The organism is Butyrivibrio sp. TB, assembly GCF_900110805.1.
Classification (GTDB): Bacteria; Bacillota; Clostridia; order Lachnospirales; family Lachnospiraceae; genus Butyrivibrio; species Butyrivibrio fibrisolvens_C.
Map to the genome: position 1 here is coordinate 40,211 of NZ_FOER01000026.1, position 21,214 is coordinate 61,424.

Consider the following 21,214-nt stretch of genomic DNA (forward strand, 5'->3'; position numbering starts at 1 on the left):
ATCCTTTATCCAGATATCGATGATACTTATTTGTACGTATGCTGCGCCTTAATAATGTTGGGAGATTTTTTGATGAATAAGAAAAAAAGACTTCTGTCAGTTATTATGGCAGTATGCGTACTTTTTGTTACTATGTTTGCGGCAGTTTATGGTGGAAGTGTACTGGCGGATGAGAATAGTTCTTTTTTTGCAACCAAGAAAACAACTATAAGACTCTGGTATGATGATGATGCGCTTACAGATTATCTGCTGCAGCTGTCAGTGACCTATAATGATACACATAAATACACAAGACTTGAACCTACACTTGTATCAGCTCTTGAATATCTTGAGAATATTTCAGCGGCATCAGCTGCCGGTGAGATGTATCCTGATCTGTATATTCTTACTAATGATTCTTTAGAAAAAGCATATCTTGCAGGACTTGCGCTTCCGGTTACAAGCAGCACACTTTCAGATACCCAGTATCCATCTGCAGCTCTAAAGAGTGTGACCTATGATGGCAAGTATATCGCATATCCTTATTATTTTGAAACCAGTACACTTATCTATAACAAGACCTATCTTGAGAATGCAGCAAGAGACAGTCTTGAGAATGAATATTATATGGAGAATGTTGAAGATCCGCAGCAGGATGCTGACACTCAGGAATCAGACAGTGCTTCTTTTGAAGGCTCTGTAGAAATATCTGATGATCAGGTCGAGCAGCGTGTCGATGAGATGATCCCTGATACTATAACTGATATTATTAGATTTGCAGAGACTTATAATGCACCTGCAGAAGTTGAAGCGGTATTTAAGTGGGATGTGTCAGATATTTTTTATAATTACTTCTTTGTAGGCAATTATATCAATATAGGTGGAGATGCCGGAGACAATTCACAGTTTATAGATGTATATAATGAAGATGCAATAAGATGCATGGACTTGTATCAGCAGCTCAATCAGTTCTTTGCCATTGATTCAAAAGGCTCATCATATGAGGAGATAATACAGGATTTCATAGGTGGTAAGATCGTATTCACACTGGCTACAACTGATGCTCTTGATACAATAGCTAAGGCACAGGAAGCGGGTGAATGTCCTTATGAATACGGAGTTGTCACGATGCCGTCTCTTACAGATGATATAGGAACAAGGACTATGTCAGTTACCAGATGCATCGTTGTAAACGGTTATTCAGAACACTCTAAAGAAGCGTCAGAGGTAGCGGAATATATCTGCGGACGATATGATGACACTTTATATGAAATGACCGGTAAGGTTTCGGCCAATAAAAATGTTCAGCATTCAGAATCCGGGATCAAGGGCTTTATGGAAGCTTATGAAGGCTCTGTTCCAATGCCCAAGATGATCGCAACATCTAATTTCTGGATGCAGCTTGAGATATCCTTTGAAGAAATCTGGGAAGGCGCAGATCCTAATGAGACACTTCGAAAGGTATCTAGTCAGGTTAAGACCCAGGTATCAGGAAGTGAACAGACTATAGAAGAGTCTCCTATAGATTTTACTAATGATGTTACCTGGACGCAGGCTCAGGAATATTATGATGAGGGAATGACTGAATAATAATAGTTAATACGTTATTGTTTTATATAAAGACTTTGTAAGTTTAAAAGGACTTGCAAGGTCTTTGTTTTTGAAATAAAATAAAGTAGTATGCATGGCGGGATCCTCCAATTAGGAGGAACATGCAGTTTAAAAGATCAAAAGCCGGATTGATACCGGTACTTGTTGTTGCAACACTACTTATGTGTGGCTGCAAATCAAATGATTATCAGGTTATACAAAGTAAAGATTCATCTATAGAATCAAGTACTAAAGATTCTGTAGAAAGCGGCTCTTTGAATGAGGCTTCAATATCGAAGAACTCTATAGCGGATGCTTCTGCGACAGACGATTCTGTAGCGGGAGCTTTTGCAGATGGTAATAGTACTGATAATAGCAACTTTGATGGAAGTATATCTGATGTTATTATCAAGGTATATGTATGCGGAGCTGTTAATAACAGCGGCGTCTATGAATTGTCATCCGGAGACAGGATTGCTGATGCGATTGATGCTGCAGGAGGCTTTAGCACTGAAGCTGCCACAGAATATCTGAATCTTGCCATGGTTGTTTCTGATGGTATGAAGATTCAGGTACCTACAACTGATGAGATCGAAGAACTTGAAAAGGCGGAGGCTCAAAGTAGTAGTGACAACCAGGCGGATGGAAGTGCAGATACATCATTTGTTGTGACAGGTGATGGAAAGCCTGTAGATACCAATAAACAGAATAGTGAAGCTGATAATACTTCTGCCTTGTCTTCTTGTGATAATGCTTCTGATAGCAGCAATGTACTTGTTAATATCAATACTGCAGGAGTAGATGAACTCTGTACCTTGAGCGGGATCGGTAAATCCAGAGCAGATGCCATAATCGCTTATCGTGATGAGAATGGACCTTTTAAGAGTATTGAAGATATCAAGAAGGTCAGCGGGATCAAAGACAAAGTATTTGAACAGATCAAAGATAGTATAACAGTATAGAAAGTGGGGACGATATGTCACGTAAAGCACTTGTTGTTGATGATGAAAAGTCAATTGTAAAGGGACTTAAATTTAGTTTGGAACAGGATGGAATGGAAGTTGACTGCGCATATGACGGCGCTGAAGCTTTAGAGCTTGCCAAGGCCAATAAATACGATATCATTCTTCTGGATGTAATGCTTCCTGAACTTTCAGGTTTTGAAGTATGTCAGGCAATCAGAGAATTCAGCAATGTTCCTGTTATCATGCTTACTGCTAAGGGTGATGATATGGACAAGATCCTGGGCCTTGAATACGGTGCTGATGACTATATCACAAAACCATTTAATATACTGGAAGTAAAGGCAAGGATCAAGGCTATCATCAGACGAGCAGCATCTGTAGAATCCATGTCTGAGATGGTATTTGGTGATCTAAAGATCAATAAAGAATACAGAAGAGTATTTGTAAGAGATAAGGAGATAAGCCTTACAAGCCGTGAGTTTGAAGTATTAGAGCTTCTTGCTGCACATTCAGGCAAAGTCTTTTCACGTGATGAGCTTCTTACAGATATCTGGGGTGATGAGTATCCGGGAGATGTTAGAACAGTTGATGTTCATGTCAGAAGACTTCGTGAGAAACTTGAATCTAATCCAAGCGAGCCTAGATATGTAAGAACAAAGTGGGGCTCAGGATATTATTTTCAGGCATAAATCAGTATGAATCTGAAAACATTTTTTGGTGAATTATTACATAAATTAAAAATAGTCAATATATTCAAAAGTCTGCGTGCACGTATCTTCGTACTTGTCTTTGTGACAGGCCTTATATCCTGTCAGGTTGTTCACTTTGCAATATTAGAGACATATGAAGGTCGTGCGGTTGCAGTTCGTACAACTGAGGTTCAGACACAGGCTCGTATCCTTGCTGATCATCTGATCACCTATGGATACCTGCAGGATACCTCATCTGAAGTTGTCGGTGCTGAGCTTGACATGCTTGCCAATCTTTATGATGGACGTGTCATGATCATTGATGACAATCTCAAAATTATCAAAGATACCTATGGTATAAGTGAAAAGAAGACCATTATCTCAGAAGAGGTTGTAAAGTGCCTTAAGCAGGGCGATAACGGTACAACATCTGTTTATGATGCTAATAATGGTTATATTGAGATCACTACACCTATCACTAAGAGCCAGATTGTAGAAGATGAAAACGGCAAGGAAAAAGAAATTGAGACGGTAGTAGGTGTCATACTTACCAGTGTATCTACTGATAATATCAGTACTACTCTTGACATTCTGAATAAGAACGCAAGCTCTATAGAACTCATAATAATAATTATTATCTTTATGTTTTCTTTGTTTGCAGCTAATATTCTGCTCAAGCCTTTTGACAGGATCACAAGTGCGATCAATGATATCAAGGCAGGATTTACCAATGAAGAGATCTCTGTTCCGGATTATCTTGAGACAGAGCATATAGTTACTGCCTTCAACCAGCTTCTGTCCAGAATGAAGACTTTGGATGAATCCCGTCAGGAGTTTGTATCCAACGTATCACATGAGCTTAAGACACCGATAACATCTATGAAGGTACTTGCTGATACTCTGGTGGCTCAGCCGGATGCTCCTATTGAGATGTATCAGGACTTCATGCAGGATATTAGTAAGGAAGTTGACAGAGAAGCTACGATAATCGATGATCTTCTGTCTCTTGTTAAGATGGACAAAACAGCGGCGCAGCTCAATATCTCTACTGTTGATGTCAATGAGATGACTGAGATCATACTAAAGAGACTTCGTCCTATAGCACGAAAGAATAATATTGAGCTTACATTTGACTCAAGGCGTCCTGTTACAGCAGAGATAGATGAAGTCAAGCTGTCACTTGCGATTATGAATATCGTTGAGAACGCTATCAAATATAATAAGGAATCGGGCTGGGTCAAGGTAATACTTGATGCTGATCATCAGTCCTTTACTATTACAATATCAGATTCAGGCGTTGGTATACCTGAGGATTCAACAGATCTTATCTTTAACAGATTCTACAGAGTAGATAAGTCAAGATCCAGAGAGATAGGTGGAACAGGACTTGGTCTATCCATAACCAAGAGTGCGATACTGATGCATAGAGGTTCTATTGATGTAGACAGTGTTCTGGGAGAAGGAACTACCTTTACTGTTACGATACCTCTTAGCTATGCTAAGTAAGATGAAGTAAGGCTAAGTGTTGTTATGGATAGTGAAGTTGACTTAAGTATTGTGAAGTTAGACTAAGAATGATGAAGAAATATCAGGTATGACTACCAAAGAGTAAGTGAAAAAATACAGGGATTAAGAGAGATAACAGGGAGAATCAGAGCCAGAATGAACAGCAATATTTTTTCTCTGAAAAAAAGAATATCAAAGGTCGTTAGAGGAAGAATAGTGCTTGCTCTTATTCTTGCTGTCTGCATGACTATGACCGCGTGTGCAGGTAAAATTGGAATGTCAGGTGACGCGGAAAAAGCTGATAATGAAGTTAAGATTTATTATGTCAACTCTTCTGAAACAGGGATTGTAGCTGATGACTATACTCTAACATCTGATATCAAAGATACGGATGCTGTAATAGCAGAGCTTATAGAGCAGCTTTCTCAAAACCCTGATACTTTTTCTTACGAAGCACCCCTTGCAGGAAGGATAGCCCTTATTGATTACAAATTGACAGATGACAGCCTCATTCTTAATTTTAATGAGTCTTATAATTCTGTTGATCATGTTACTGAGATCCTTGACAGAGCTGCTATGGTTCGTACACTTACTCAGATTGATGCGGTGAAGACTGTTACTTTTCAGGTTGGCGGAAGCCCGCTTACTGATGTTTCAGGCAACGTTATAGGAACTATGACTGAAGATACCTTTATCTATAATGCAGGTAACGAGATCAATACATATGAGAAGGTGATACTTACTCTTTATTTTACAAACGAGTCTGGAGACGGACTTATCAAGGTATATCGTACTGTTGTATTCAATAGTAATATATCTATGGAGAGAATCGCGCTGGAACAGCTTATCGCCGGCCCTAACACAGATGAAGTATATCCTACGATCAACCCTGCTACCAGTATAAATTCAATAACAGTAAGAGATGGTATCTGCTATGTCGATCTTGATTCTGCATTTACGACAGAGCCTTATACTGTTACAGCTCAGACTGCAATATACTCTATAGTTAATACACTTTGTGAATTTACTGAAGTTAATAAAGTTCAGATAACAGTTGACGGCAATAAAGATGTCAAGTTTATGGACAGCCTTAGCCTTTCAAGTACATATGAAAGAAATCTTGAGATCATAGAAGAGTAAAAATCAGTAAAAGTTAGAAAAACCAGAAAATAGAAAAATCAAAAAATAGGAAAATAAGAAAATGTTTAGAAGGCCACTATGTCTTGTTACAATGGCATTTGTGGCGGCTGTCTTTATATTTCTCTTGGTATATCCGCCGGATTATTCTGATCTGGGGTATGAAAACGGAGAATATATCACAATATCGGGAAAAGTCACTTCCAAAGAGACCGGAACCGATTTCGATGACAATCAGGTTCAAGTTCTATATATCGAAGATTCTGAAAAAGAGGATACTATAGTAAAAGTATACCTTGCGTCTTCGTATCAGGATATCTATGATAATATCCCCCAAATAGGTGAACAGATAACAGTGCAAGGGGAATACTATGCCTTTTCAAGAGCAAGTAATCCCGGTGAGTTTGACAGCCGCACATATTATAAAATATTGAAAATTGAATATCAGATAAGGGAAGGTATAGTCAAATATAACAATAATGATCCGGATAGATTTAAAGAATCATTGTATAGGATGAGAGAGCATCTAAAAAAGATCATTGATGATACCTTTGAAGATGAGGATGCATCTGTAATGAAAGCAATGCTTCTTGGAGACAGAACATCCATGGATGAAGATATAAAGGGATTGTATCAGGGTGCAGGGATAATACATATTTTAAGTATATCAGGGCTTCACATATCGATTCTTGGAATGGGTCTTTATAATCTTCTCAGAAGATTAAGACTCAGGATAATACCTGCTGCATTAATATCTATTGCAATGATGATGTCATACGGTATAATGTGCGGAATGGGTACATCAGCGATAAGAGCTATCATCATGTTCTGTATTCATATGTTAGCTATAGTTCTGGGACGTACCTATGATATGTTGACAGGCCTGTCTGTAGCTGCCATGCTCCTTATATTCGAGGAGCCTTTGTATATCTATCATAGTGGCTTTTTGATGAGTTTTGGAGCAGTTATTGCAATAGGACTTGTACTGCCTACTCTGTCACAGGGCATCACTCCAAGGGATGCGGATTATACAAAGCGTATGGATAAACTCATAAGGAATTCTGAAAACAATACAGTCAGAGATTATCTTATGATCGCCAGAGAAAAAATCGTGGAAGGCGTATTGTCTATAGTAAGAGCATCGCTATCAGTATCTGCTGTGATCTTACCTGTGCAGATGAATACGTATTATACATTCCCTGTATATTCTGTCTTTCTTAATATTCTGGTACTTCCTTTCATGACTATATTACTGGGACTTGGAATAGCAGTACTTACCTTGGGAAGTGTTTGCACAGGAATAGCTATGTTTCCCGGATTTATGTGCCATATCATCCTTACCATGTATAAAGGGATATGTATAGGAAGCAGGTACCTTCCTGCAAATACCTGGTATGCAGGACATGCCGATGCATGGCAGGTGGTGATTTATTATATTCTACTTATAGTATTCTTAATATCTCATAAGTATATAAGAGAATATATAAAAAGAAAACTTGATCCGGAAGATTCCGGCAAAAACGGTGTTGCAGAAAAACGCTCTGAAAAACAAAAAAGAATCATATACCCGTATCTTGTATATCTTATACCGGTGGTAGCAGTATGGATCCTGGCTATAAGAATAAGACCGGATCTGCGGCTATCATTTCTTCATGTAGGACAAGGGGACGGTATTGTAATAGAAATGGAGAACATGACCTATCTTGTAGATGGAGGCAGCACCTCAAGATCCAATGTAGGCAAGTATATATTGACACCGTATCTTAAGTATGAAGGGATAGGATATATTGATGCATGTATCATAACTCATGAAGATAAGGATCATATATCAGGTGTATTAGAATTATTGGAAGCTATGCCGGCAGGAGGGATCAGGATTGGAAGTCTTATACTTCCGGATTGTGATACCAGCTGCAGAGAATCCGGCTATGAGCAGCTGGAAGAAGCTGCAATAAAAGCAGGCGTTCCGGTTTCTTATATAAAAAGAGGCGATAAGCTTCGTACAGGAAGCAGCGATATTACCATAACCTGTATAGGACCTCCTGAGGGAATGTACACAGATGGAGCCAATGCACACTCCACTATCCTTTATATAGAGCACAAAAACTTTACAAGTCTTCTTACAGGAGATGTAGAAGAAGAAGGACTTAGAAGTCTTAACGAATTCATGAGTCAAAACAGTAGTGAGTTTTCAGATCTTACTTTATTAAAGGTTCCGCATCATGGGTCAAGATATACGACAGATGAAGAGTTTTTGGATATACTGGATCCCCTTTGTAGCGTAATATCCGCAGGAAGGAACAATATGTACGGACATCCACATGAGCAGGTACTTGAAAGGCTTGAAGCAAGCGGATGCAAGTATTTTATAACGTATGAACAAGGCGCTATAACTGTAGATAGCGATGGCAGGGGAGATACGCTCAAGTTAAAAAGCTTTCTTGCCAATAATGGATTGTGGTAAGATATAGTAAATGACTTTAGGAATATATATGCTGCATATTAAAGGTGGCATGGTATCGGGAGGCAATGATGCCGGCAAAGACATCAGAATTTAAAGCTAAGCATAGCGAGATAGTTAAAGATATAAAAGCAGAAGATTTTAAACATTGCTACCTTGTATATGGCGAAGAAGCATATTTAAGAAATCAGGTCAAAGATGAACTCAAAAAAGCTCTTTTAGGGACTGGTGATTCCATGAATATGAGCCGCTATGAAGGCAAGGATATAAATGTCATGGAAGTGATAGATATGGCAGAGACTATGCCTTTTTTTGCTCCAAGACGAGTTATAGTGGTAGAAGAGTCAGGACTTTTTAAAAACGGATGTCCGGAACTTGCCGATTATATAAAGTCGCCATCAGAGACTGCGTATTTTCTATTTGTTGAAAGCAGTGTTGATAAAAGAAAAGACATGTTCAAAGCTGCCAATTCGAAAGGACTTACCATTGAGTGTGATACACCGGATATAACCGATCTTAGGGTATGGGCAGGACGAAGACTCAAGAATAATGGACTTATGGTAACAGAAGCTACATTGAATTTTTTCTTCGAAAGAGTTGGAACAGATATGTCTAATGCTGCCAATGAACTTGAGAAGATCAGCTCTTACTGCATGGGAAGAGATAGCGTAAGTGTTTCAGACGTTGACGCGGTATGTGCTAACTGGCTATCCAATCAGATATTCGCTATGACAGATGCTATAGTAGAACATAATCAGAAGAAGGCTATGGATCTGTATTATGATCTTCTGGCACTTCGCGAACCACCGCAGAAGATACTGGCGCTGATATTCAGGCAGTTCAATATCATGCTGCAGGTCAAAGAAATGTCTGATAATCATAAAGATAAGGCAAGTATCGCATCAGCAGTTCATCTGGCACCGTTCATAGTCTCTAAATATATAAACTGGGCCAGATCATATACCATAGCGCAGCTCAAAGCATGCCTTGAAATGTGTGTTGCAAGTGATGAAGCATACAAGAGCGGTAAGCTAAATGATGTGATAAGCGTAGAAATGATAATAGTAAAGTGCTCAGCTAGATGATAGTTAGCTATATACTAAACAGATAGGTATCTTTATTTAAAAAAATATATAGAAAATATATAAAGAAAAATATAAAGAAAAATATATAGAAATAATATATAGAAATAGTATATAGAAAAATATTTTGAAGTTAACTTAACTTTCCCCAAAAGTGTGGGAAGGTTTAGGGATTATTATAAAATCATGGAGGACTAATATATGGAAAGACCATTACCACAGCAGATATACAGACATTTTAAGGGGAATCTGTATCAGGTTCTTACTATTGCGATTCATTCAGAGACCAGAGAAGAGCTTGTAATATATCAGGCGCTTTATGGTGATTATAAGGTTTATGCAAGACCTCTGTCTATGTTCACAAGCCCTGTCGACAGACTGAAATATCCTGATGCACGGCAGAAGATGAGATTTGAACTTGTGAATCCTGAAAGATTATCTGATCATGTAAAAGAAGACACAGAAGCATTAACACGTCCGGAAAAACATGATACAGTAATCTTAGGCTCACATGATGCATTAAGCGTATCAAAGGCTACAGGATCACCGGATATATCAAGAAGTGATGATACAGAATCTATGGATACTGTAAAAAGCTCATTTATAGTTCGTCCTGAGAAAAAGCAGGAGCTTAATATAAATATTCAAAGAGAACCTGAAAGAGAACCTGAAAAAAAGGCTTCGGCAACTGATACTGACAGCTATTTTATGAATAAGACTATAGAAGACGAGGCTGATGAACTTAACCTTGATCCTAATGTAGTAGCTTTCCTTGATAGCGACTCTGCCAAGGCAAGGCTTCAGATCCTTGAGAAGATAAGACCTATAGTAACAGATGACATGATAGATATAATGGCTATGGCCATAGATGTGGAAGTTGAGCCGGGAGATGTGTATGACAGGCTTGCAGATCTTCGAAACTGTCTTGATACTATAGCTAGATTTGAAACAGAAAGACTTAGATAAGAAAGACTTTGAGTTATGAATATAAAAAAGCTCTTTACTTTACATGGTGTAAGGTAAAGAGCTTTTGTTATGTTAAGATCAATTATTTTTAGTAAGCACTTGCATTATAGCCTGATCTCCTGAGTTGCAACTTCGCCGTCTTCCATAACAGGATCGATGAAGTGGATCTTCCTTAGGAAATTAAGCGTTATATCAGAGCGATATACAACATAATACATTATAAGAGCCAGTGCTATAGCACTTACAACATCGATCACGCAGTGCTGTTTGATGAACATTGTAGACAATACGATCGAAAGTGAGATAAAGTGTGAGCATAGTTTCCAGCCTTTGCTGAATCTCTTGCTATACTGAATACTAAATGCGCCACCTATAGCATTGTAAACATGCATGCTAGGGAATACATTGGTAGGCGTGTCGTATTTATAAAATACAGATACAAGAGCTGTAAATATATTGTTCCTCTCAAACTGAGCCGGTCTTAGGTACTGAATAGTAGGGAAGATCGTTGAGATGATAAGGAACAATGTCATACCTGTTCCGAGAAAGATCATGAATCTCCAATAATCTTCCTTCTCGTATTTGAGAAGAGGATATGCAGTACAAAAAGCGATAAAGAAGAACCATAGAATATACGGAATAACGAACACTTCCATAAATGGTATCATATCGTCAAGTCTTGTGTGCATTTCTGTAAAGTGTATGACTTTACGAGTTTCTATGTAGTTGAACCATACTAGGTATATAACGGCATATATAGCAGTGGGAATCGTCATAAGGATGGATTCTTTGATTCTTGTAGCCGTTATAGGCTTACTGAACTCATCTGCTTTGATAAAATTTTGCATAGTATTTTCCTTCTATGATAATGTAAAATGGCATGATGTCTGAAATTACAAATACTACTATACTCGTTCATACCGGCATTATCAATATGAAACTGACTGAAAAAATATCGATATTTCGGTAAAGAATGGTCAAATATTACAAAAAATGTAAAAAAAGCAAATTCAAAGTAGATATCGGATTATCAGACCATGAGTTTTAGTTTAAAACCTGTGTTCTTGATCAAAATATCATCAGATTTTACGGAAACTTCGCCGTCAGTATGAACCCATAAAGGCTTTTGTGTTTGTATATGTATCTCAGAACTCTTTAGTGCATGAATTCCCTTGTACTTGAACTGCTTACCTTTTTTGGCAGAAGGAAGTGCTCTCATTATGGTAAAAAAGGACATATCTCCTGCGGCACATACGTCAAAACAGCCATCGTTACAGTCAGCATAAGGGCCGAACATAAATCCGCCACCTTCAAAAGGATGGATCATCATTGCAGCAAAAATAGCTTTATCAAAGTGGAGCTTTTCACCTTCTTTGGTAGTGATATCCATAGCGTTTTTTTCTATAGAGAATATCTGATGAAGAGCTATAAGAAGATATGTGAGCTTCCCGAGATTGATTGCATTAAGGACTTTCTTGAGCCTTGAAGAAAGAGCTTCTTCGCATACTGCAGCATCGAAGCCTATTCCTGCACTGACATCAAAGTATCTTGTGGTCTTAACTTCATCATCATGAAGCCTTGAATAGGTGGATGAAATATTGTTGTATGTGATTTGACCGATATCTGAAGTCCTAAGAACTTTACCTTCGGTAATCCTCTGGATAAGTTCTGAAGTATCAATATTAATACCAAGACCAAAGGCGAGATCCCCTGCAGATCCTCCCGGGATATATCCTAAAACGACTTTGTCAAAATCTGTGATGCCATTAATAACTTCATTCATAGTCCCATCGCCGCCTATGACTATCAGTTTTAGAGGGGATTCTTCTGAATGCATTTCCATTAGTGAAGTAGTGAGCCTTTTGGCATCTCCGGCCTTTTTGGTAGATGCAGCCTTATATTTAAGCCCTGCTACAATAAAACTTTCTTCAAGTTTTTTCCAGGTATAATATCCCCGTCCGGAACCTGATCCGGGATTGACGATTACATAATACATACAACTCCTCCTAGAAGTGCATCAGACACACATAATAATTATATTATAGTCCGGAGATCTTTTAAGATCATCCTAAGTGGTTATCTATGATTTGGCTTTTTATAGTAAAAACACAGACAATGATAGTATATTCTCTAATCCTGCAAAAATGAATATATAAAAAATGTTGTTACATACGTCATATAATTTTGACACCTATAACCCATTACAAAATTAATGTAATTTGTTTGAATATTTGGTCAAAAAATTACTTTTGTCATATAGAAATTGATGTATCTATATGCTATGATATGCCAAGTGATGCTTAAAACAGTAGAAAACCGTATAAGTCGGTAGATATGTCAGGAGAGAGAAAATGTATTCATTGGATGAAGTCAAAAAAGTTGATCCCGAAATCGCTCAGGCAATTGAGGATGAGATGCAGCGTCAGAATGATCACATAGAGCTGATCGCTTCTGAGAACTGGACCAGTAAGGCTGTAATGGCAGCAATGGGAAGCCCTCTTACCAACAAATATGCAGAAGGCCTTCCGGGTAAAAGATACTATGGCGGATGCTATGTTGTAGACCGTGTTGAGAATCTTGCCAGAGAGCGTGCCAAAGAGCTCTTTCATTGTGATTATGTAAATGTACAGCCCCATTCAGGAGCTCAGGCCAATCTTGCAGTGCAGTTCGCACTTCTTGAGCCAGGCGATACTATTATGGGTATGAACCTTAATCAGGGCGGTCATCTTTCTCACGGAAGCCCGGCCAATATCTCCGGTACATACTTTAAGGTAATTCCTTATGGTGTAGATGAAAACGGATTTCTTGATTATGACGAGATGAAAAGACTCGCCATTGAGAATAAACCAAAACTTATAATAGCAGGAGCTTCTGCATATTGCAGAACAATTGATTTTAAAAAGTTCAGAGAGGCAGCAGATGCATGCGGAGCTATCCTTATGGTAGATATAGCTCATATCGCAGGCCTTGTTGCCGCGGGACTTCATCCAAGTCCATTCCCATATGCGGATGTTGTAACTACTACAACTCACAAGACACTTAGAGGACCAAGAGGCGGAATGATCATGTGGAATCAGGCTGCCCAGGACAAGTTTAAGTTCAATAAGGCTGTATTCCCGGGAATTCAGGGCGGCCCTCTTGAACATGTTATCGCTGCCAAAGCTATCTGCTTCAAGGAAGCACTTGATCCTTCATTCAAGGTATATCAGCAGGGAGTTATCGACAACGCCAAGGCTCTTTCAGAAGGACTTATGAAAAGAGACATACAGATCGTTTCAGGCGGCACTGACAATCACCTTATGCTCGTGGATCTTACTAACTATGACCTTACAGGTAAGGAAGTTGAGGCATGGCTTGACGAAGCTCATATTACTGCCAATAAGAACACAATACCTAATGAAAAACAGTCTCCTTTTGTAACAAGTGGTATCCGTCTTGGTACACCTGCTGTTACTACAAGAGGCATGAATACAGAGGATATGGACAAAATCGCCGAAGCTATTGCTACAGTTATCAAGAAGAAGGAAGCCGGAATCGAAGAAGCAAAAGCAATAGTTAAGTCTCTTACAGACAAATATCCACTTATCTGATCCTTTTTATAAGATCCTGTAAGCTTATTCTTAAATATGTATTTCAGATCCGGGGAGCTTATCCTGAATCAGAGTTTTTTAGTTCTGGTAAGCATGCCCTAAATCTTATTACTTTAACAGATTCAGGAATATGATCTAAGTACAAAATAATAAATTGTCATATAAATAAGACAATTAAAGCCATGGCATTTGGTTATCTTAACCTTATGCTATGGCTCTTTTTATGTAACTTTTGAGATCATATGAGTTGTAGTGTCCTATATTTTCCATAGATATTAGGTTATCAAAAAGCTCTAAATGGCATAAATATAATAGGAACGGAAGATTTGAGTTATGTTTATAATTGTCAGAAAATAATAAAATATATAAACAAATAGCAGATATTAGTACAATTAATCAATTCAATAACAGAATATAAATAAAAAATATTCAAATTGACTTGACAAATCAAAATAGCTTTAGTATACTATAATCAATCCAAACGAATTAAGTGAAGAAAATACTTCGGGGGACCGAAAGAAAGGCAGGTATACTCCAAAGACATAAGTAATTTACTATAACTGCTGGAAAGGAAGGTACGGACCACCAGACTACTTAATTTAGATTTATGATTAAGAAACAGTGTTATATTATTACAACGGCTTTAGTACATGATTAGTGGCGACGATCAATATCTACATCTTGACCACCACAGCTTTTAAAAGCAAAAGTGAATGGAAAGAGCAGGTTGAGAAATCGGAGGTACAGTCCATTGGGATGTGAAGATCCAACGCAGATAGTTATTAACAGAGTAATAATTAGTAAAAAAAATTCAACAGAATGAAGAACGGTGGCTTGAAGAGAAAAGGTCGCCGTTCTTTTTTTGTGCTTTTTGTGTTAAAATGATTTTAAGTATTGTCATTACTATTTTTATTCGTTTCATCTTGTTCTTATTTCGGTTAGGGAGGGAAAAAAGATATGAGGGAAGAAAATAATAATGCAGTAGTTGAAACGGCTCAGGATTTAGAACAGGGTAATGTTCAGGAAAAATCTAAGCAGCAAAAAAGAGAAAATCGCCGCAGGCGTCGCCTAAGATCCCAAATGTTTGCATATTTAATAGTACTTGTACTGATTACAGTATCTATAACAGGGCTTGTATGGGGGATCAAGAAGGTATCAGCAGCTGTGATAGATCATCAAACACAAAAAGATGCCAGGATCGCAGCTTCAGAAAGCTCTGAGAATACAGAGATAGCTATTATCACACCTGATGATGAGGAAGTTCCGCTGGCTTCTGAAGCGGATGAGATAGTTAATAACAGAATAGATGCCACTCTTCTTAATATGACCCTTGAAGAGAAGGCTGCATATATCTTTTTTATAACACCTGAGCAGCTTACGGGTGTTGATAGCGCTGTCAAAGCAGGCTCAAGCACTCAGGCTGCACTTGAACAGTATACTGTAGGCGGAATTGTATATTCGTCTAATAATATAAAGAGCGATGATCAGATCAAAGAAATGCTTGCTACAACTTCGCAGATGAGCAGATATCCTTTACTTCTTGCTGTATCGGAAGAAGGAGGCTCAAAAAGTGTAGCTGCTACAAGTCTTGGAATTACCGGAACCAAAGCTCCATCACTTCTTGAAGGCAGTGATGATGCAGCCCAAAACGCCGGCGCTCTTGGATCCTACCTTATCAACTACGGCTTTAACATGAATCTTGCTCCGAATCTTAAACTTTCGGATGCAGAGAATTTATTTGGAACGGACGCTAATCTGACAGCTCAGATGGCTTCTGCATATATATCTTCATTAGAAACAACAGGTGTAAGCGCATGCGCATCTTCTTTCCCTGTAGCAGTATCAGATCCGGCATCAGGACTTGAAACATGTGATCTGTCAATAGAAGAGCTTCAGGCCGGAACTTTTGTACCGTTCGAATGTGCTATAGATGCAGGTGTTGATGCGATCATGGTCAGCAATATAGCATGTCCTTCTATTTCAGGTGAGGGAATACCCTGCAGCCTTTCAGGAAGTGCAATTACCGATACTTTAAGAGGAAATCTTGGATATGATGGCATAGTCATCACAGATGCCATGAACGTCCCTGCTATCACCGACGCATATACTTCTGATCAGGCTGCTGTTGCTGCTATAATTGCAGGCGCTGATATGATCTTCATGCCAGAAGATTTTCAGGCAGCTTATAACGGAATCATAGAAGCTGTAAATACAGGTATCATTACAGAGGAGAGACTTAATGAGTCAGTAAGACGTATACTTCGTGTAAGATATACGTATGATGCTATGTAATTTTCGGGAAAATGCATATTGGAAATAATACGTTTTCCTTGTACAATACACCCTTGTGGTATTTAAGTCGTGCTTGAAAAATGTATTTTTCAAACTTGTATACTAATTTATTTTAAGGAGAAGACAGCATGTCAAGTATAATCACTGAATCTCAGAACTTTGACAATGAAGTTTTATTTTGCAATATTTTCTCTCAGAGAGATAAGAAAGAACTTGAGAGAATCTTTTTGAAAAACAGGATTTCTTATTATATCGACTGGCAGAAGCAATCACTGTGGCAGAGACTTTTTTCAAGAAAAGGAAGTGACCGCATCAACTGTTTCGTTAAGATCAACAGAAGCGAAGTTGAAAAGGCATATGGCCTTGTTAAGAATATTCAGGGACTTAAGTTCAAGGATATAACAGGTGATACAGAAAGACGAGCAGTTACAAAACGTGCTCTCATGGATGAAGCAGAGGATTTAGATGAAGAGTAAAGATTCTGTTAAGGGTAGTGCGAATTTGGCCCAAAATAGTGCCAAAGCCCCAAAAAATGGCAGAGGATCCAAAATGCCCGCCTCAAAGGCTGGCAAAGGTGTACAGGGATCAAAGAAATCCATAACAAAGACTGAAAAAGGCGAAAAGAAAACAAAGTCAGATAATACATCTGTAACAAGTTCTAAGAGCAGATGCCCTGTATCGAAGAAGTGCGGCGGATGTCAGTTTATTGATATGCCATACCGTAATCAGCTTAAGGTTAAGCGTGAAAGGCTCGAAGAGCTTCTTTCCAAGTACTGCACTGTAGGTGAATTTATCGGTATGGATGATCCTGACCATTACAGATGCAAGGTTCATGCTGTCTTTACTCATGACAGAAAGGGCAATCCTCTTTCAGGAATCTATCAGGAAGGATCTCATAAAGTAGTACCTGTAGAGTCCTGCCTCTTAGAAGATAAGAAAGCTGATGAGATCATAGCTACTATAAGAGGGATGCTCCGTTCCTTTAAGATCAAGACATATGATGAAGATTATGGGCAGGGACTTTTAAGACACGTTCTTATAAGAGTTGGAAAAAATAGTGGCCAGATCATGGTGATCCTGGTTCTTACTAGTCCTATCCTTCCATCCAAGAATAATTTTGTTAAGGCACTTTTAAAGGCTCATCCTGAGATCACAACTATCGTACTCAATGTTAATGACAAGCATACAAGTATGATACTTGGTGATAAGGAGAAAGTTCTCTACGGCAAGGGCTATATCACAGATACAGTTTGCGGTATGGAATTCAAGATATCTCCCAAGTCTTTCTATCAGGTCAATCCTGTTCAGACTGAGAAGATGTATTCAAAAGCTATAGAACTGGCTGATCTTGATGGCAGTGAAGAAGCTCTCGACTGCTATAGCGGCGTTGGAACTATCGGAATCATAGCAAGTCCTCATGTTAAGCATGTTACAAGTGTTGAGATCAATGGAGATGCTGTAAGAGATGCTATTTGGAATGCCAAGAACAATGACATAGATAATGTCACCTTTTATAAGAACGATGCTACAAGATTCATGCAGCAGATGGCTGATTCAGGTGACAAGGCAGATGTAGTATTTATGGATCCTCCAAGAAGCGGTGCTACAGAAGAGTTCCTTAATTCTCTGTTCGTACTTGGGCCTTCCAAGGTAGTATATATATCCTGCGGACCTGATTCTCTTGCAAGAGATCTTGGTATCTTTGTAAAGAACGGATACATAGTTACGGATTGTGTACCTGTTGATATGTTCTGCCATACAAGATCGATAGAGACGATCGTGCTTCTAAAAAAGAAGCTATGAATGAGTCAGAACAGCCTACTTTAATTATCTGTAGTATTTATTGTTTTTATTGAATTTATTATTTTGATATATAAAAGAGCATCAATTTTTGATTTCTATGGAAATGTCAAAAAGATGCTCTTATTTTTTGCATTATTTTCCTGTACAATAGATAAACGAATGCTAATGGGGGAGAGAATAAGTTTGAAAGTGTTCCACTTTCAAACCCAAATTGATGGCGCGAGCTCCATCAATTTGAACCATTAGCCACTCGCATAGCTCGTGACATGAGGTTAAGAATGCAGATTTTTTGGAATGAAAGAGAAGCAGAACATGAAGAAGTCTGTCAATATCATGTTCAGGCTGCTAATAGTATCCTTACCAAGGGTACCCTGCGAGGAGGCGGAGATACCAAATTCCTCATGGTCGCAGATATTATCTTTTTAGGGTTTGCAGCATACCACTTGGAGCTATCACCGGACTTATACTTAAGTGGCCGGGATTCTATGTATATATAATGCTAAGGATAGATCAGTTTATCAAATGTATAGTTTGTATTGTAAGACTACATAGCGGAAAATGGATCAAGAAGATAAACAAGACGTGAAAATAATGGTATAACTATAGGAAGGATATTAAAGTAGTAGATAGTTCTATAATAAAAGGCCTCAAGGGAGAAAAGACTTGAACGAACAAGACGTTAGATACAGCACTGCAGAAGAAGCTATAATAGATTCTTTTTTTCTTCTATTAAAGGAAAAAGACTACGATAAGATCTCGGTCTCTGATGTTGTCAAAAAGTCAGGAATCGTGCGTAGTACTTTTTATAATCATTATGAGAATGTCACCAAGCTTATAAGCGCGGCAGAAGATAAGACTATTGATGATATCTTCAGACTTATGGAATCCTTTCATCCGCAAAATGATCATGAGCTTTGCAGGTCATATTTCCTTGCTATCTGCAATTATACAAGGGACAATCTGTTTCTTGCTGGACTTTTTAAGAGCCCTAGGGGCAATTCTTTTTTGGAAAAAGCTATGACTATGTTCCATAGATATGTATCAGGTACTGGCAAAGAAGGGAGTGCTGTCCCTAAGTCCAGAGAGCATTTTACCTTCCTTATTGCAGGAACTATTGGTTTTACAATAGGTATACTTCATAAATGGACAGCGGAGAACTTTGAGTCCCCCGCTGAAGATGTTGCAGATATTCTGGCTCAGACATTCCTTAAGGGAGTCCTTCCGTATCTGTGGGATTGATGCTTTCTTAATATCATAACTATACAGCCTTTTGGGATGACCCTGTCTGGCTATTACCAAAGCGCTTGATCTTGCCTGTAGCATTTTTTTCAAAAGGATCATCTCGTATTATAAGCTTTGTGATATGCCTGTAGGATGGCTGCGCAGCGTTAAAATTATCTATTATGGCCTGTATGGATTCCTGAACTGAATCTTTGGACAGGCCTTTTTGTTTGGTTACATCTTCGTCAGGATATATGGATGCTGTAAGGCCGTTATTTTCTCCGCTTACTACCACTTCACGAACTAAAGGATTTAGTGAGAGCTTATTCTCAATCTCTTCCGGGGATACATTTTCACCGTTTGATAATATGATAAGGTTCTTGACTCTTCCGTTTATATAAAGGTATCCGTCATCGTCAAGGTATCCCTTGTCGCTTGTATGCATCCAGCCATCTTTAAGAGCCTTATCTGTCTCTTCTTCCATCTTGTAGTACCCTTTCATAACACTGGTACCTCTAACAAGGATCTCACCATCTTCAAAGGACAGCTCCACATTTGCAAGCGGCTTTCCGATAGAACCTTTTTTATGATCTGTCAATGTATTGGTTGTGATAACAGGAGAGCATTCTGACATACCATAGCCTTCGAAGATATCAATACCAAATTCATTGAACCTATCAATATAGTATGGATCAAGATGAGCACCTCCGGTGAAGATTATCTTAAGATTTGATCCAAATATCGTAGTAGTTAGAGCTGCATTTATAGAAGAATGCGTGCTGGTAGAAGCAGATAAGTTTATCGCAGCTGCGATCTTCTTGTACACAGATTCTATCATAAGGGGCACCATCAGCATGATATCAGGATTAAAGATACTCATATTCCTGACCATATGCATTAGTGAATCATTGATGCATATGCATGCACCTAAAGAAAAGCCTTTCATCCAGTCCATTACAAGGCAATATGCATGATGGATGGGAAGTACACTTAAAACTACTGCTCCGGGATCAGCAGTATAGTCTACGTTTACAACATTATCATACAGGTTCTTATGTGTTAACATTACTCCCTTACTCTTACCGGTAGTTCCTGAGGTGAAGATTATAGTTGCAAGGTCGTCTTCACTGGGAGATGGTAGAGATGATGTGAGAGTTCCAAGGGACATAAGATTATAAATACTATCCACCTTAAAGGATTCATCGGCAATTCCTTCCGGAGTATATTCTGACATATACCATATATCCCGTAGCTTTGGACAGTTAGCGGAAGATGCTTTTATGATATTAACAAGCTTGGGACTTACAAACAGGGCTTCGCAGTCTGCTCTGTTAATAAGATCTGTGATCTCATCTTCAGGAAGGGATGCATCAAGAGGAACTGCGATATTGCCTCCTGTTACGATTCCAAAATATGAAGCAACCCACATATATGATGATTCGCCTATTATAGCTATGTGGGAAGAGCTATAATCTTTGACTAAAAGCCCTCTTCCTATCATGCTTATCATTTCGTCAAGTTCTCTATATGATACCCTACAGATGTTCTTATGATCCAGATATTTGATGGCAGTAAGGTCTTGATAAGACAGGGCGCTTTTTTGCCAGAGATCTTTGATTGTATGTGTCATCCTGCCACCTCCGTAGTATCAATAAGATTAAGAGCTTCATGGATAGTGCGGATATTGATGACCTTGTCTTCATCAAGACTTAGATCGAATTCATCTTCAAGCTCTCCAAGCATTGACATAAAATCAAGAGAGCTAAGCCCAAGATCCTCACGAAATCTAAGATCATCCTTGATATCTTCAGGCTTTATCCTGCAGTACTGAGCAACAATAGATTTGAATAACAGTTCTTTCTTCATAATAACCTCCTTAGACCATTTTTAACCTCATGTCGCGAGCAAAGCGAGCAGCTAATGGCTCAAATTG

Annotated in this window: 18 protein-coding genes; 14 read left to right on the top strand and 4 right to left on the bottom strand. The window is 38.5% G+C overall.

The window, feature by feature from the left end:
- Nucleotides 1–72 precede the first annotated feature (72 nt).
- From BMX21_RS15685 to BMX21_RS19980, 8 genes are all read left to right on the top strand, one after another.
- Nucleotides 73–1,569, top strand: a complete 1,497-nt coding sequence (locus BMX21_RS15685; protein WP_177174069.1) for a sugar ABC transporter substrate-binding protein — start codon at nucleotides 73–75, stop codon at nucleotides 1,567–1,569.
- 122 nt (nucleotides 1,570–1,691) lie between these two features.
- Complete coding sequence (locus BMX21_RS15690; protein WP_051199686.1) at nucleotides 1,692–2,531, top strand: helix-hairpin-helix domain-containing protein; 840 nt, start codon at nucleotides 1,692–1,694, stop codon at nucleotides 2,529–2,531.
- Between the two features lie 14 nt (nucleotides 2,532–2,545).
- Entirely contained in the window at nucleotides 2,546–3,223 is a 678-nt protein-coding gene (locus tag BMX21_RS15695) for a response regulator transcription factor (RefSeq protein WP_022754566.1), read from the top strand.
- 6 nt (nucleotides 3,224–3,229) lie between these two features.
- A complete protein-coding gene (locus BMX21_RS15700) occupies nucleotides 3,230–4,729 on the top strand; it encodes a sensor histidine kinase (RefSeq protein ID WP_022754567.1) in 1,500 nt (499 codons plus the stop codon).
- Nucleotides 4,730–4,885: 156 nt separating this feature from the next.
- Entirely contained in the window at nucleotides 4,886–5,869 is a 984-nt protein-coding gene (locus tag BMX21_RS15705) for a GerMN domain-containing protein (protein WP_092045767.1), read from the top strand.
- A 61-nt stretch (nucleotides 5,870–5,930) separates the two neighbouring features.
- A complete protein-coding gene (locus BMX21_RS15710) occupies nucleotides 5,931–8,330 on the top strand; it encodes a ComEC/Rec2 family competence protein (protein ID WP_092045770.1) in 2,400 nt (799 codons plus the stop codon).
- 68 nt (nucleotides 8,331–8,398) lie between these two features.
- The gene (holA, locus tag BMX21_RS15715) at nucleotides 8,399–9,412 is read left to right on the top strand and encodes a DNA polymerase III subunit delta (protein ID WP_092045772.1); all 1,014 of its coding nucleotides are present in this window, start codon (nucleotides 8,399–8,401) and stop codon (nucleotides 9,410–9,412) included.
- Nucleotides 9,413–9,610: 198 nt separating this feature from the next.
- Nucleotides 9,611–10,375: a DUF1653 domain-containing protein gene (locus BMX21_RS19980; RefSeq protein ID WP_092045774.1), complete on the top strand. Its 765-nt coding sequence runs from the start codon at nucleotides 9,611–9,613 to the stop codon at nucleotides 10,373–10,375.
- 104 nt (nucleotides 10,376–10,479) lie between these two features.
- Here the strand turns inward: BMX21_RS19980 and BMX21_RS15725 are convergent, their stop codons facing one another.
- Both BMX21_RS15725 and BMX21_RS15730 read right to left on the bottom strand, forming a co-directional pair.
- Nucleotides 10,480–11,223 (bottom strand): phosphatase PAP2 family protein, encoded by a 744-nt coding sequence (locus BMX21_RS15725; protein WP_022756678.1) that lies wholly within the window; start codon nucleotides 11,221–11,223, stop codon nucleotides 10,480–10,482.
- A 182-nt stretch (nucleotides 11,224–11,405) separates the two neighbouring features.
- On the bottom strand, nucleotides 11,406–12,371 hold the full coding sequence (locus tag BMX21_RS15730) for a diacylglycerol/lipid kinase family protein (RefSeq protein ID WP_092045776.1): 966 nt from the start codon (nucleotides 12,369–12,371) through the stop codon (nucleotides 11,406–11,408).
- A 355-nt stretch (nucleotides 12,372–12,726) separates the two neighbouring features.
- Between BMX21_RS15730 and glyA the strand changes: the two genes are divergently transcribed.
- The 6 genes from glyA to BMX21_RS15760 all read left to right on the top strand — a co-directional run bounded on the left by glyA (nucleotide 12,727) and on the right by BMX21_RS15760 (nucleotide 19,299).
- On the top strand, nucleotides 12,727–13,965 hold the full coding sequence (glyA, locus tag BMX21_RS15735) for a serine hydroxymethyltransferase (RefSeq protein WP_022756676.1): 1,239 nt from the start codon (nucleotides 12,727–12,729) through the stop codon (nucleotides 13,963–13,965).
- Between the two features lie 957 nt (nucleotides 13,966–14,922).
- Entirely contained in the window at nucleotides 14,923–16,257 is a 1,335-nt protein-coding gene (locus BMX21_RS15740; protein WP_092045778.1) for a glycoside hydrolase family 3 N-terminal domain-containing protein, read from the top strand.
- A 128-nt stretch (nucleotides 16,258–16,385) separates the two neighbouring features.
- The gene (locus BMX21_RS15745; protein ID WP_022754576.1) at nucleotides 16,386–16,733 is read left to right on the top strand and encodes a hypothetical protein; all 348 of its coding nucleotides are present in this window, start codon (nucleotides 16,386–16,388) and stop codon (nucleotides 16,731–16,733) included.
- Nucleotides 16,723–18,060 (top strand): 23S rRNA (uracil(1939)-C(5))-methyltransferase RlmD, encoded by a 1,338-nt coding sequence (gene rlmD, locus BMX21_RS15750; RefSeq protein WP_092045780.1) that lies wholly within the window; start codon nucleotides 16,723–16,725, stop codon nucleotides 18,058–18,060. Before BMX21_RS15745 ends, rlmD begins: the two co-directional genes overlap by 11 nt.
- Before the next feature lie 278 nt (nucleotides 18,061–18,338).
- Entirely contained in the window at nucleotides 18,339–18,557 is a 219-nt protein-coding gene (locus BMX21_RS15755) for a hypothetical protein (RefSeq protein WP_092045782.1), read from the top strand.
- A gap of 166 nt (nucleotides 18,558–18,723) precedes the next feature.
- A complete protein-coding gene (locus BMX21_RS15760; RefSeq protein ID WP_027205317.1) occupies nucleotides 18,724–19,299 on the top strand; it encodes a TetR/AcrR family transcriptional regulator in 576 nt (191 codons plus the stop codon).
- 19 nt (nucleotides 19,300–19,318) lie between these two features.
- Here BMX21_RS15760 and BMX21_RS15765 read toward each other — a convergent pair whose 3' ends face one another.
- Both BMX21_RS15765 and BMX21_RS15770 read right to left on the bottom strand, forming a co-directional pair.
- On the bottom strand, nucleotides 19,319–20,911 hold the full coding sequence (locus BMX21_RS15765) for an AMP-dependent synthetase/ligase (protein ID WP_092045784.1): 1,593 nt from the start codon (nucleotides 20,909–20,911) through the stop codon (nucleotides 19,319–19,321).
- Entirely contained in the window at nucleotides 20,908–21,147 is a 240-nt protein-coding gene (locus BMX21_RS15770) for an acyl carrier protein (RefSeq protein WP_074758241.1), read from the bottom strand. Before BMX21_RS15770 ends, BMX21_RS15765 begins: the two co-directional genes overlap by 4 nt.
- Nucleotides 21,148–21,214: the final 67 nt, after the last annotated feature.